This window comes from Stenotrophomonas maltophilia group sp. msm1 (assembly GCF_032025805.1).
GTDB classification, from domain to species: domain Bacteria; phylum Pseudomonadota; class Gammaproteobacteria; order Xanthomonadales; family Xanthomonadaceae; genus Stenotrophomonas; species Stenotrophomonas hibiscicola.
Genome location: NZ_JAVSKH010000001.1, coordinates 886,429 through 900,495, shown reverse-complemented (window position 1 = coordinate 900,495; position 14,067 = coordinate 886,429). Strand labels below are relative to the sequence as shown.

The following is a 14,067-nucleotide window of genomic DNA, read 5'->3' as shown; positions in this document are numbered from 1 at the left end:
GATTCCCAGGCACCGCCGGTGGCCCCGATGCCGGCCCTACCCACGAGTCATGCAATCGATGAGCGCTGAAGCCAACGCCCTGCCCCCGCGTGAAGTAATGGAGTTCGACGTGGTGATCGTCGGCGCCGGTCCTGCCGGCCTGGCCACCGCGATCCGCCTGCGCCAGCGCGCGATCGAAGCCGGCCGCGAGCTGTCGGTGTGCGTGCTGGAAAAGGGCTCCGAACCGGGCGCGCACGTGCTCTCCGGTGCGGTGATGGACCCGCGCGCACTGACCGAACTGTTCCCGGACTGGGCCGAACGCGGCGCACCGCTGAAGCAGAAGGTCACCCGCGACGAATTCCTGTTCCTCAGCGAGACCGGCGCACGCAGCACGCCCAACGCGCTGCTGCCGGAGTGCTTCCACAACGAAGGCAACTACATCATCAGCCTGGGCGAAGTGACCCGCTGGCTGGCGCAGCAGGCCGAGGCGCTGGAAGTGGCGATCTTCCCGGGCTTTGCCGCCGCCGAAGTGCTGTTCGGCGACAACGGTGAAGTGATCGGCGTGGCCACCGGCGACATGGGCATCGAGAAGGACGGCAGCATCGGCCCGGCCTTCGAGCGCGGCATGGCGCTGCACGCCAGGTACACGGTCTTCGCCGAAGGCGCGCGCGGCCACCTCGGCCGCCAGCTGATCGCCCGCTACAAACTGGACGAAGGCAAGGACCCGCAGGCCTACGGCATCGGCATCAAGGAACTGTGGCAGATCGACCCGGCCAGGCATGAGCCGGGGCTGGTGGTGCATGCGGCCGGCTGGCCGCTGGACAGCGACACCTACGGCGGCGCGTTTCTGTACCACGCCGACGGGGGCAAGGTCGCCATCGGCTACGTGGTCGGCCTGGACTACAGGAACCCATGGCTGAGCCCGTTCGAGGAGTTCCAGCGTTTCAAGACCCATCCCTCCATCCGCAAGCACCTGGAGGGCGGCACCCGCATCGGTTACGGCGCCCGTGCAATCACCGCCGGTGGCCTGCTGTCGCTGCCCAAGACGGTGTTCCCCGGGGGCGCGCTGGTCGGCTGCGAGGCCGGTTACCTCAACGCCAGCCGCATCAAGGGCAGCCACGCCGCAATCAAGACCGGCATGCTGTGCGCCGACGCCGCGTTCGACGCGCTGGCTGCTGATCGCCAGCACGATGAACTGAGCGCCTACCCGAAGGCGTTCGAAGCCAGCTGGCTGTTCACCGAACTGCAGCAGGCCAAGAACTTCAAGCAGTGGTTCAAGAAGGGCCAGACCGTGGCCACGCTGATGACCGGCGTGGAGCAGTGGCTGCTGCCCAAACTGGGCGTGCGCAACCCGCCGTGGACCCTGCATCGCACCCAGCCGGATCATGCCTGCCTGGAGCCGGCGGCCAAGCACACCCGCATTGCCTACCCGAAGCCGGATGGCGTGCTGACCTTCGACCGCCTCAGCTCGGTGTTCCTGAGCAGCACCAACCACGACGAGAACCAGCCCAGCCACCTCACGCTGAAGGACCCGAGCATTCCGGTGAAGGTGAACCTGGCCGAGTACGCCGGTCCGGAAGCGCGCTACTGCCCGGCCGGCGTGTACGAGTTCGTCGGCGAAGCCGACAGCGCGCGCCTGCAGATCAACGCGCAGAACTGCGTGCACTGCAAGACCTGCGACATCAAGGACCCCACCCAGAACATCGTGTGGGTGACCCCGCAGGGCGGCGGCGGCCCGAACTACTCGGGCATGTGATCGCCCCGGGCTGCGACCGCGTGTCGCAGCCCGGCGGCTCGACCGCACCGCTATCCTGCCGCCCATGCGCGCCGACCGCCTGCTCATTGCCATTGCCGTGTCCCTGCTCGCCACGGCCTGCCAGCGCCCACCTGCTGCGCCCGCCACGCCCGAACAGGCCCGGCAGCAGGCCATGCAGCGCGCGTTCGAACTGTGCGCCGGCTGCCACACGGTGCAGCCCGGCGGTATCCACCGCTTCGGGCCGAACCTGCATGGCGTGATCGGCCGCCGCGCCGGCAGCCTGCCCGACTACGGCTATTCCGAGGGCATGCGCCGCGCCGACATCACTTGGACCGCGCAGACCCTGGATGCCTTCCTGCAGTCGCCCACCCACGTGGTGCCCGGCACCCGCATGTACAACGCCTTTCCCAGCGCCGAACGCCGCGCGCTGGTGATCGCCTACCTGCAACAGCAGTCGGCTCAGTGAGCCAATCGCTGCAGCTGGTGCTGCAGACGCGCGACGAACCCCGCCACCGCCTCGAACAACGGCTCCGGATCGGTCTCGGCTGCGTCCTGCAGCCGCTCGACCAGTGCGTTGGCCTGCCCGGCCAGCACCGTCGCCCCAACCGCACCCAGGCCGCCGGCCAGGCGATGCAGTTGCAGCGCCGCGGTTTCGCGGTCGCCGGCCTGCACGGCGCATTGCACGGTCGCCAGATCGCCCTCGCTGGCCTGCAACAGGCTGTCGCGCAGCTGCTCGGCCACCACGCGTGAGCCGAACCGCCGCTGCAGGCTGGCCAGATCAGGCAGCGTCCCGCCATCGTCGGCAGCGGGTCCGGCCTGCGGCTCCACAACCGATAGTCCCTGCGCCTGCGGCAACCAGCGCAGCAGCGCGGCGCGCAGGGTTGCCAGCGACAGCGGCTTGGACAGTACTTCGTCCATGCCGGCCTCGCGGCAGCGCCGTGCATCGTCGTCCAGTACGCTGGCGGTGAGCGCCAGTACGGTCAGCCGCGGCTGGCCGTTGCGACCCTCGCGTTCGCGCAGCAGGCGGGTGAAGGCGAAGCCATCCAGCACCGGCATCCGGCAATCGGTGATGACCAGATCGAACGGCTCCGACGCCAACCGGTCCAGCCCCTGCTGGCCATCGCCGACCAGCACATGCGGCACACCCAGCTGCTGCAGGCGCCAGGCCATCATCGCCTGGTTGGTCGGATGATCTTCGATCACCAGCACGCGTGCCTCGCGCAACGCCGGCGGCAGCAGCGCCGCCTGTTCCTCCTCGGCGGCAAGCGCTTCAACATCGCCACGGCCGGCTTCCACCAGCGACAGCCGCACCTCGGCGCGGGTACCCTCGCCCAGCGTGCTGTGCAGCTCCAGTTCGCCGTCCATCATCTGCACCAGGCGCTGGCAGATGCTCAGGCCCAAGCCGGTACCACCATGGTCACGCTGGATGTATGCACCGGCCTGGGTGAACGGCGCAAACAGGTGCTGCAACTGTTCCGGCGCGATTCCGATGCCGGTGTCGGTGACGCTCAGGCACAGCGGCTGGCTGCCGTCTTCGGCGGTCGGCCCCAGCACTTCCAGCTGCAACCGCACTTCGCCGCGCACGGTGAACTTGATGGCGTTGCTGAGCAGGTTGAACACGATCTGGCGCAGGCGCACGCCATCCACTTCGTGCGCCGCTGCCAGCTGTGGGTCGATCTGCACGTGCAGGTCCAGCCCACGTGCACTGGCCTGCGCCGACAGCAACCGGCACACGCTCTCCAGCAAGGGCCGCAGCGGCTGCGGCACCGGTTCCAGGCGCAGTGCGCCGGCCTCCAGCCGCGAGTAATCGAGAATATCGTCGAGGATCTGCCGCAGCATCTGCGCGGAATCCTCGATCACGTTGAGAATGCGCTGCTGCTCGGCATCCAGCGGCGAATGGGCCAGCACCTCAAGCATGCCCAGCACGCCGCTCATCGGCGTGCGGATCTCATGGCTCATGGTTGCCAGGAAACGCGACTTCGCCTCCGCGGCCTGTTCGGCCTCTGCCTTGGCCGCAGTCAGGGCCTCGGCCTGCGCACGCGCCTCGCTGACGTCCACCCAGTAACCACTCCAGATCACCGCGCCCGCTTCCGCAGCATAGGGATGGGCCTGGCTGCGCACCCAGCGCGCGCCGGTGCCTTCAGGACGCAGCCGGAACTCGAGAATGAGCGGCGCGAACTGCCGCGCCGCCTGCTCGACCGCATGCAGGATGTGCTCGCGGTCATCTTCCTCGATGCGCTCCAGCAGGCAGGTTGCATCCTGTTCGGCCTGCTGCCGGCTGATCCCGAACAACGCCTGCAGGTCACCGGCAATGAACGGGAAACTGAGGGTTCCGTCAGCCGCACGGCGTGCCTGATAGACCACGGCGGGCAGGTTGTCGGTGACTTCGGCCAGGCGCTGTTCCAGATGGCGACGCCCGGCTACCTCACGGCGCAGCCGCCAATGCCCGATGGCGTGCACCAGCAGCGCGGTAAGCAGCACCAGCAGCAGCGGCACGCCCCAGCGCGCCACGCGGGTCCACTCGAGGCCGTTGCGGTATTCGACGGCCAGCCAGTCGCCGCGCAGGGCTTCGCGCTTGCGTGGGGTCATCTGCAGCAGCAGGCGGTCGAAGGTGGTGGCCAGGGCGGCATGGCGACGCTCGACAGCCAGCACCAGCTGATCGTTGAAGCCGGCCGGTGCGGCCACCTGCAGGCGCCCCGGGAAGCGGTTGCGCAGCAGGTGGTCCACCACGGCCAGATTGCCTATATAGGCGTCGGCGTCGCCATTGATCAGGCGCTGCAGGGCCTGTTCCGCGCTGCGCGCTGCGATGATCCGGGCCTGCGGTGCCTGCTGCAGCACATAACCACGCACGCGCTCCGGATCGGACAGCAGCACCCGCTTGCCCTGCAGGTCTGACAGGCCCAGCAGCGCCGGGCTGTCGCGCCGGCTGACGATCACGTTCGGCACGCTGATGAAGGGCTGGCTGAACACCCAGTCCGGGCCCAGGTAGCGCGAATCGGCCGGAATGCCCATTACCGCCTGCAGCTCGCCGCGGCGCGCCTTCTCGCGCACTTCGTACCAGTCATGGCTGTTTTCCACCTGCAGGTTGGCGCCGGCCTGCAGCAGGCGGCGCAGGTATTCGCTGGCCAGGCCGCTGGGGTTGCCATCCTGGTCGGCGAACGACAGTGGCGCCGCGTTCGGCGCGAAGCCAATCCTCAACGGTTGCTCCAGTACCCGCTTCTCGGCCTGGCTCAGCGCCAGCTGTGCCGATGCCGACCACCGCGGAGGTGGCAGCCAGCGCTGCGCCAGCGCATCGCGCTGGGCCTGGCTGGTCGCGGCCAGCGCCAGGTCCAGCGCTTCGGCCAGTGGCTGCTTGCCGTTGGGAATGCCGAAGTGCAGTCGCTCCGGCGGGAGATCGCTGGGGCGCAGCAGCACGACGCCCTGCAGGTCCTCGCGGGCGATCAGTTCGGTGGCCACATAGGCATTGCCGATGTAAACGTCGGCCTTGTCGTCTCTGACCATCTCCAAGGCCGCCAACGAGTTGTTTGCGACAAGCTGGCGCGCATGCGGAAAGCGGGCGCGCACCTGGGGCCCGGTCAGGAAGTCCTGCTCGATCACCACCCGCAGTCCGTCCAGATCGGGATTGTCGGAGGCACGCAGGTCATCCGGGCGCCCCACCAGGGCCAGCGGGGCCTCGCCATAGGCGGCGGTGTAGACCATGCAGCGGGTGCGGTCGGCACTGAGCCCGACGTTCATCACCACATCAATCTCGCCACGACATGCCGCATCCAGCACGGATGTCCAGTCGGAGTAGCGCCTTGCCTCCACCTTCACGCCCAACTGATGGGCAAGAAGCGACAGATAATCCGGACCCAGGCCAACCTGTTGGCCATCACGGAGGGACTCGAACGGTGGCCAGCCACTGTCATACTGACCCACGACGATGCTCGGATGGGCGGCCAGGTACTCGCGCTGCAGGGGGCTGAGCGGCAACGGCCCGGGCACCGCCTGCGCCAACGCTGCCGGCAGCGCCAGTACGACCAGCAGCAGGACCAGCCCGCGAACAGCCCAGCTACGCATCGGCGTCGATCTCCTAGAATCCTGCCAGGGACCGCGATGGTCGCGGCCCAGCCAGCCCGGTGGCCATACTAGAGCATGAGCTTGCGCATCATCATCGCAGACGACCACCCGGTGGTCCGTATCGGTACACGCGCCGTCATCGAATCGAGCGGGGTGGGCCGCGTGGTCGGCGAAGCCGACAGCGCGCAGGCGCTGATGGCCCTGCTCGGCAGCCAGCCCTGCGACCTGCTGGTGACCGACTACTCCATGCCGGGCAGCCCGCAGGCCGACGGCTTCGCCATGATCGGCATGATCCGCCGCCGTCATCCAGACCTGCCGGTGCTGATGCTCAGCGTCTCCAGCAATCTGGCGATCCTGCGCATGGTGCTCGACAGCGGCGTGCTCGGCCTGGTCGACAAGAGCTCGTCGATGGACGAGCTGCCGCAGGCCATCCAGTCGGTCTACCGCGGCCAGCCCTACATCAGCCGCAGCCTGCGCGAGCGGGTCGAGGCTGCCGGCAGCTGGCGCATGCGCGAGGGTGACGGCAAGCCGCTGTCGCCACGCGAGGTGGAGGTGCTGCGGCTGCTCGGCACCGGCATGACCGTGAAGGAAATCTCGCTTCAGCTGCACAAGAGCGTCAGCACCATCAGCCGGCAGAAAGGTGATGCCATGCTCAAACTGGGCCTGAAGGGCGACGCCGAGCTGTTCGATTACCTGCGCGACGGCAAGATCTGAGAGCCGGATCGCACAAGAAGGGCATCTGGCACTGCCCTCTTTGACGGGCCGCCGATCTGTGCCAAGATGGTGGGGCATGAGTTCCCAATGCGAGGTCGAAGGAATCGACCGGCTCATGTCCTCGCTCCCGTCCCTGGTGGACGTGGCGCGGTTCCCTGCCGGCCGTCTGGCCCGGCAACGCTGACCATGGAGAGGCGCATGCATCATCCCCCCAAGCTACGTTGGACCCTGCCGGTGCGGCCCCTGCGCGCATTCGCGGCGTGCCTGCTCGTCTCTCTTTCCGCTGCCGCCTGCAGCGCCGCCGATCCGGTCCCCTCGTCCTCCCAGCCCGGCGCCCCTGCGCAGGCTGCCAATGCGCCCCGACAGGATGTTGCCACGATGCAGAACACCTCTCCCGACACCGCCGTTACCCCGCCCGACGCGCCGACCGTGATGTATTTCACCTATCAAGTGGATGGCGATGGCGCGACCTCCTATGAGGTCCAGAACGGCAGCGTGGCGACCTTCTGGTTCGGCCACACCTTCACTCTCGATGGCACTACGTACTACACGGGTTTCTCCTGGGATACCCGCGAGCACTACGGCAAGCCTGGCGAGCAGACGCAGGCCGGTCCGGACGACCGCGCCAACCTCGCCGAGGCCACCTTCGTGCTGGCCGGCACCGACGCGAAGAAGCCGTGGAAGTTCCGTGGCCAGGAATGGACCATCGGCGCACTGGGCGCGTACGACAAGGCCGACGACGTCGATACCCGGCGCAAGCCGCTTGAACATCGCACCGCCGACGGCCGCCTGCTGCTGGCGGTGCCGACCAGCAGCTTCGACCGCGGCGTCAGCAGCACCGGCTATGCGCTGCTGCTGTTCAACCCCAGGCGCAGCGAAGACGACGTGGACAGCAAGGTCTGGCGCTATGTCGGTACGGTGCGCACAGGCGAAGACAACAGCGCCGCCTGCGACGAAGGCAACGTGATGCCCTGCACCGACAGCGACGGCGAACTGGCCTTCGCTGCCGACGGCAACGGCCTGCCGCGACTGACCGTGACCTTCAAGGGCACAACCCTCGAAGGCCCCGGCAGGACCCGCACCCTGGGTGCCGGCGACACCGTGCACTACACCTTCGACAGCGCGACCCAGCAGTACCTCGCGCGCTGAAAGCACCCGCCACGCGCGGGTTCCCTGTTGACCGACATGTTCTTGACTCACGGATGAGTCCGGTTGGCGATTCGCGGCATGCGCCGCTCCATCAACCCCGAGGAAAAACGTCATGGCACAGCATGACTACAGCAGAAAGGAAGTCCTGGACATCGTCGAGCAGGTCGCCAGGCAGAAGAGCATTCCGGTCGACGACTTCATGCGCTTCGCGTACATCGAGACCGGTGGCACGTTCAACGAGCGCGCCCACAACGCGTCATCCGGCGCCAAGGGCCTGTTCCAGTTCGTGCCCGGGTCCGCACGCCAGTACCACCTGACCGGCCACGAGTTCGACCCCACCCGCAACACCGAAGCGGCCGCGCAGATGTACCAGGACAACCTGGACTCGATGGCACGCCGCAACGAGCGCACCGGCCACCCGTACCTGTCCGGCGGCAGTACGCCGACCGGGCTGGACCTGTACCTGGCCCACCAGCAGGGCAGTGCCGGCTATGGCTCGGTGCAGACCGCCATTGCCACCGGCACCTTCGGCGTGGTCCGCAACAGCCACGGCGACGAGATCAACATGCGCCGCAACGTGCTGAACCAGATCGGGTCGGACGCGAAGGCGCTGACCGGCCACAGCCTGGCCGAAATGCGCGGCATGAACGATGGCGACCTGGCACGGGCCTTCTCCAGCTACTACATCCACAAGTACGCAGCGATCAGCATCCCGGAAAAGAACATCGAACCGCAGGCGGTGGCACAGGGCCAGGGCCAGGCCCCGGCCGCGCCTGCACAGGCCAGCGCAGCCGTGGCGGCCGGTGCTGCCACGCTGGCGGCAACCGCAACAGCCGCTGCCGCGCCGAAACCGGGCATCGAACTGCAGGCCGCCTACGAGGCCGGCGTGAAGTACGACGATGTGAAGTACGCCATCAACATTCCGGGCCACGCGCTGTACGTACCGGGCAAGACCGGCAAGAACGTGGACCAGGGTTACATCGATTGCTCCGGCTGGGTCGGCACGCTGCAGAACCGGACCATGGACGAGATCAACCAGAAGGCCGGGCATGCGGTCTTCAGCAAGGCCGATCGCATCGACCTGGGCAACCTGGGTTCCGGCGGCATCGTGCGCAGGGCATTCGACCAGTCCGGCGTGCTGCTTGACCGCGACGCGATCCTCAAGCCCGGTGCGCTGAAGGAAGGCATGATCATCGGCCTGGATACGGCCAGGACCCGCCATGAACACTGGAACGGCATCGACCACATCGTGATGGTGGTGCGCGACCCGAACACCGACAGGCTGCTGATCAGCCAGTCCACCGGCAGCAAGGGCGTGCACACCATGCCGGTGGAGGACTACCTCAGGCAGGTGAAGGACCACCCGCACTGGAAGCTGTTCGCGTCCGATCCATTGTCCAAGGCCCGTGACCTGCTGGAAAACCGCACCCAATCGCACGAGCAGACCCAGGGCAAGACCAACGCCGAGCACAAGGCGGCCGCCACGCCGCACGCCGAACTGTACAAGCAGGGCGCGCACAGCGAGGGCGTGCGCAAGGTACAGGAGCAGCTGGGCCACCTGGGCTACGTCGGCGCCGACGGCAAGCCACTGGTCGAGGATGGCCGCTTCGGCCGCAACACCGACGCGGCAGTGCGCCAGCTGCAGAAGGACAACGGCCTGGTCGTCGACGGCATCGTCGGTCCGAAGACGCTGGAAGCGATCAAGGAAGCACGCGAACGGCCCTTGCTGAACGACGAGCGGCACCCACGCAATCCGATGTACCTGCAGGCCACCGAAGGCCTGGAGCGGCTGCCGGCAGGTACCTTCAAGGATCGCCACGCGCTGGAAAGCGCCGCCGCGGCCCTGACCAAGGAGGCGCATGCCGCCGGCCTGCAACGCATCGACACGGTGGTGCCCAGCCCGAACGGTGAGCGCCTGTTCGCCGTGCAGGGCGCGATCGGCGACCCGGCGGCCAGCCGCGTGGCGGTGGAGACCCGTGCGGCCAGCGAGCAGAGCTTGGCGCTCAGCAGTGGTGCCGTGCAGGGCGCCCCAAACGTGCTGCACCAGCAGCAGGATGCCCAGCAGGAGCAGGCCCGGCAGGCACAGAAGGCGATGGGCGTCTAAGCCCGCAGCGCCTTGGGAGAGAAGGGAGGGCCACGTCCGCGTGGCCTTTTCCCTTTCTGCCAGCTGAGCGGCCGAGGCCGCTTTCAGCCTTGCTTCATGCCGCCTGCCGCTAGATGAATGCGCAAGCCGCTCGGTGCACCAGGCAATGTTCCGGCAATGTTGGAACGCCAGCGTGGACATCACGGCAGCCGGGGCGCCCCGCGCCCTCCCTGCCCAGCGTGGCATGCACCTCACAGGAGAACGAACATGCTCAGTACTTCCACACTCAGCTTCCGTGGTCTGGCGATGGCTCTGGCGCTGGTTGCCGGTGTCGCCGTGGTCAGCGATGCCAGCGCGATGTCGAGGAAGGACAAGCGCACCCTGGTCGGCGCCGTGGTCGGTGGCGTGGCCGGCAACCTGCTCTCCAACGGTGATCCTGCCGCCACCGTGGGCGGCGCCGTGGCCGGCGGCGCGATCGGCAACCTGACCACCTCCGACCGCCGCGACCGTCGTTACTACGACAATCGCCGTTACGACGACCGCTACGATCGCCGTTACGACCGTGGCTACTACCGCAGCGGCTACTACGACCGCGGTGACGACCGTCGCTGGCAGCGCGAGCGCTACTACGACAACCGCTACTACCACGACCGCGGCCGCCATCGCGGCTGGTAGGCAGCGCGGCGGCATCACCGCAGCTGATGCACGGACGGGCGGGTCGATGACCCGCCCGTTTGCGTTGGCCGCGTGCATGGCGTTGAATGCGCAGCCTTGGATGTGACTTTCCCCACCGGGGCTGCGGCATGAATTCTTCTTCCCACCGCGTGCAGGGCCTCAACAACGACGAGGTCGCTGCCGATTGGCCACCGATCAGCGCGGCGGACATCGCGTGGCTGCGCCAGCGTTACCCGCAGCTGGGCGAGCACAGCCAACCGCGCTGGCACAGCCCCCGACCGCTGTCGGCCGCCGCCATCGTCGACGGCGTGGACGGCGCGCTGTTCATCAAGCGCCACCACCACAGCGTGCGCAGTGCGGCCTGCCTGGAAGAAGAACACCACTTCATCGCCCATCTCGCCGCCGCCGGCGTGCCGGTAGTACAGGTGCTGCCGGCCACCGATGGCCACACTGCCGTCGAGCATGGCGAATGGACCTTCGAGCTGCATGCGGTTGGCGTCGGTGAGGACCTGTATCGCGACGCGGTGTCGTGGTCGCTGCTGACCGATATCGCGCAGGCCCGTGAAGCCGGACGCGCACTCGCACAGCTGCACCGTGCCGCCGCCAGCTACCACGCGCCCCAGCGCAGCACCCATGTGCTGGTCGCGCGCGACGATCTGATCGGCGCCGACGATCCGGTCGCGGCCATCAAGGCAGGGCTGCACGAGCGCCCCGCGCTGGCCCGCTATCTCGCGCGCATTCCGTGGGAGGCGCAGCTGCAGCGTGACGTGCTGCCGTGGCATGCCGGCCTGGCCGAACGCCTGCGCGACGAGCCCCGGCTGTGGGCACACAACGACTGGCATGTGTCCAATCTGCTGTGGCGCGATGGGCAGATCAGTACCGTGCTGGACTTCGGCCTGGCGTCGCCTACCAGCGCACTGTTCGACCTCGCCACCGCGATCGAGCGCAACGCGGTGGCGTGGCTGGAACTGGAGCGCGGCATGCAGGCAGTGCGCATCGATATCGCGCTGGCGCTGCTCGACGGCTACCGCCAGGTACTGCCGCTGTCGGCGGCACGCGTGCACCTGCTGGCCGACCTGCTGCCGATGGTCCATTTCGACTTCGCACTGTCCGAAGTGGAGTACTTCGAAGGTGTCACCGGCTCGACCGCGAATGCCGACGTGGCGTGGCAGCCCTTCATGCTGGGGCACCCGGCGTGGTTCCACAGCGCGCCGGGACAGGCATTGCTGCAGGCCCTGCACGCGGCAGCCTGAAGGGCGCCGGCTCGCAAATCCGTACCATTTGTAGTGAAATGGTCACCTGAAGCGGGGGTGCCTGGATCTGCCAGGCTGAGAGAGTCCCTTGGAACCTGATCCGGTTTGCACCGGCGTAGGGAGCTTTGAGCCGCAGCCACACCCCCGTCATGGGCCGGTGCACCTGCGCGCCGTCGCTTCGTCTCCCTTGTTGTCCGAAGACGAATCGAATGAACCGCTGCCTTCGCCCCACCCTGCTCTCCCTCGCCCTCTGCGCCGCGCTGCCGCTGCACGCCAGCGAGGCCGAGGCGTCCCCCGATGCGGCTGCCACCGGCGCCGAGCATTCGCCGACCGAACTGGCAGCGGTGCGCGTGCAGGCCGGCAAACCGAAAGCCGATACCTCGCGCGTGAACGCCTTCGGTGGCGGCAGCTGGAAGGACACGCCGGCCTCGGTGAACGTGCTTGAGCGCGATTACCTCGACCGTCGCCAGGTGCGTTCGCTGTCCGAGCTGGCCAGCAACGATGCCTCGCTCGGTGATGCGTATGCGCCGGTGGGTTACTACCAGAACATCGCCATCCGTGGCTTCGCGCTGGACGCCGCCACCGGCTACCGCTTCAACGGCCTGTCCATCGCCGGCGAACAGCGCCTGGCGCTGGAGAACGTGCAGTCGGTGGAGATCCTCAAGGGTGAAGCCGGCCTGGCCGCAGGCGTGATGGCACCGGGTGGCATCATCAACTACATCGGCAAGCGCCCGGCCGAAGTGCGCACCGCCACGCTCGGCACCGATTCGGAAGGCTCGCGCTACGTCGCCGTCGATGTCGGCCACTGGATCACCCCGCGCTTCGGCCTGCGCCTGAATGCCGCGTGGGATTCCAGCAATTCCTATGTCGAGCACGCCGATGGCCGCCGCAATTTCTACTCGCTGGCGGCCGACTGGCTGATCGGCGAACGCGGCAAGCTGGAAGTGGATGCCAACTACCAGACCAGCTCGCAGCGTTCGGTGTCCGGTTACCAGCTGCTGGGCGCACGCGACCTGCCGCGCGGCGTCGACCGCGAGCACCTGCTCGGCTACCAGCCGTGGCAGCGTCCGGTGGATATCGCCAGCACCAACATCACCGCCCTGCACACCTACGACTTCAACGAGGCCTGGCAGTCGCGCGTCTCGGTCGGCCACAGCCGGTCGGTGATCGATGACAACGTCGCCTTCGCCTACGGTTGCTACTACGCCACGCAGTGCGCCGACGGCAGCGTGCCGGGCAACTACTTCGCACCCAATGGCGACTACGACGTCTACGACTACCGCAGCCCGGACGACACCCGCCGCAACCAGCAGGCCCGTGCCGAGCTGCGCGGCCGTTTCGAGACCGGCAGCGTCGGCCATGAGCTGACCCTCGGTGCCGACTACTTCCGCCGCACCGTGGACAAGCGCCCCAGCGTCAACGAGTACGTCGGCACCACCAACATCCACGAGGCACCGGTGCCGGTGTTCGAGCCGTCGCCGAAGATGCCCGGCCCATCCGCACGTCGCCTGGACAGCCGCCAGACCGCCTTCTTCGCGCTGGACCGGATGAGCTTCGGTGACGACTGGCAGTGGCTGGCCGGTGGCCGCTTCGTGCGCCTCGATGAGCGCGCCTACGACAAGCGCGGCACCCCGCAGCGCCACAGCCGCCTGTCACGCTTCCTGCCGCAGACCGCGCTGGTGTGGAAGGCCACCGGCCAGCTCAACGCCTATGCCAGTTACGTGCGCGGCATTTCGCTTGGCCAGGAAGCGCCGTTCTGGACCAGCAATGCCGACACCTTCCTGCCGTCGGTGCAGTCGCGCCAGCTGGAAGTGGGCGTGAAGTACGTGCCGGTCGAGGCGTTGACCCTGGGTGCGGCCGTGTTCCGCATTTCGCAGCCGTACCAGTACGCCAGGCCGGACAACAGCGACGTGGGCTACACCTTCGTCGAGGAAGGCACCCAGACCCACACCGGCCTGGAGCTGACCGCCAACGGCCAGCTGACCGACGCATTGCAGATCGTGGCCAGTGCCAGCGTGCTGCAGGCGCGTGCGCGCGACACCGGCACGCCGGCTTATGAAGGCCATCAGCTGGTGAATGTGCCGAAGGTGCGGGCCAGCGTGCACCTGGCCTACGCGCTGCCGTTCGTGCAGGGCCTGGATGTCACTGGCGGCTGGCGTTATGCCGGTGCCAACGTGGCACGCGCCGACGGCGGCGTGCGCGCACCGGACTACTCGGTGTTCGACGCTGGTCTGCGCTTCCAGCATCGCCTGCACGAGCGTGCGGTGACCTGGAACCTGTCGGTGGACAACGTGTTCAACCGCTTCTACTGGCGCGATACCGGCAGCAGCGGCGGTGACTACTACCTGTTCCCCGGCGCACCGCGACAGGCCCGCCTGTCGGTGACGTTCGCGCTGTGA

Annotated in this window: 9 protein-coding genes and 1 riboswitch; of the genes, 8 read left to right on the top strand and 1 reads right to left on the bottom strand. The window is 67.9% G+C overall.

Annotated features, from left to right (window positions below):
• Positions 1-58: 58 nt before the first annotated feature.
• Positions 59-1,735, top strand: a complete 1,677-nt coding sequence (locus tag ROV95_RS03940; protein ID WP_019661900.1) for an electron transfer flavoprotein-ubiquinone oxidoreductase — start codon at positions 59-61, stop codon at positions 1,733-1,735.
• Positions 1,736-1,799: 64 nt separating this feature from the next.
• Positions 1,800-2,201: a c-type cytochrome gene (locus tag ROV95_RS03935; RefSeq protein WP_251102785.1), complete on the top strand. Its 402-nt coding sequence runs from the start codon at positions 1,800-1,802 to the stop codon at positions 2,199-2,201.
• Here the strand turns inward: ROV95_RS03935 and ROV95_RS03930 are convergent.
• Positions 2,195-5,794: a transporter substrate-binding domain-containing protein gene (locus ROV95_RS03930; RefSeq protein ID WP_312543146.1), complete on the bottom strand. Its 3,600-nt coding sequence runs from the start codon at positions 5,792-5,794 to the stop codon at positions 2,195-2,197. The two genes, ROV95_RS03935 and ROV95_RS03930, sit on opposite strands and share 7 nt — an antisense overlap.
• A 75-nt stretch (positions 5,795-5,869) precedes the next feature.
• Here ROV95_RS03930 and ROV95_RS03925 point away from each other — a divergent pair, with 75 nt between their 5' ends.
• The 6 genes from ROV95_RS03925 (at position 5,870) to ROV95_RS03900 (ending at position 14,067) form a co-directional block, all read left to right on the top strand.
• Entirely contained in the window at positions 5,870-6,508 is a 639-nt protein-coding gene (locus tag ROV95_RS03925; protein WP_019661903.1) for a response regulator transcription factor, read from the top strand.
• A gap of 378 nt (positions 6,509-6,886) precedes the next feature.
• A complete protein-coding gene (locus ROV95_RS03920; protein WP_312543145.1) occupies positions 6,887-7,657 on the top strand; it encodes a hypothetical protein in 771 nt (256 codons plus the stop codon).
• Between the two features lie 112 nt (positions 7,658-7,769).
• Complete coding sequence (locus ROV95_RS03915; protein WP_312543144.1) at positions 7,770-9,761, top strand: peptidoglycan-binding protein; 1,992 nt, start codon at positions 7,770-7,772, stop codon at positions 9,759-9,761.
• Positions 9,762-10,007: 246 nt separating this feature from the next.
• Positions 10,008-10,415, top strand: a complete 408-nt coding sequence (locus ROV95_RS03910) for a glycine zipper 2TM domain-containing protein (RefSeq protein WP_014645533.1) — start codon at positions 10,008-10,010, stop codon at positions 10,413-10,415.
• A 128-nt stretch (positions 10,416-10,543) separates the two neighbouring features.
• Entirely contained in the window at positions 10,544-11,668 is a 1,125-nt protein-coding gene (locus ROV95_RS03905) for a phosphotransferase (RefSeq protein ID WP_312543142.1), read from the top strand.
• A 43-nt stretch (positions 11,669-11,711) separates the two neighbouring features.
• A riboswitch (TPP riboswitch) is annotated at positions 11,712-11,807 on the top strand.
• Positions 11,808-11,877: 70 nt separating this feature from the next.
• Complete coding sequence (locus tag ROV95_RS03900) at positions 11,878-14,067, top strand: TonB-dependent siderophore receptor (RefSeq protein ID WP_312543140.1); 2,190 nt, start codon at positions 11,878-11,880, stop codon at positions 14,065-14,067.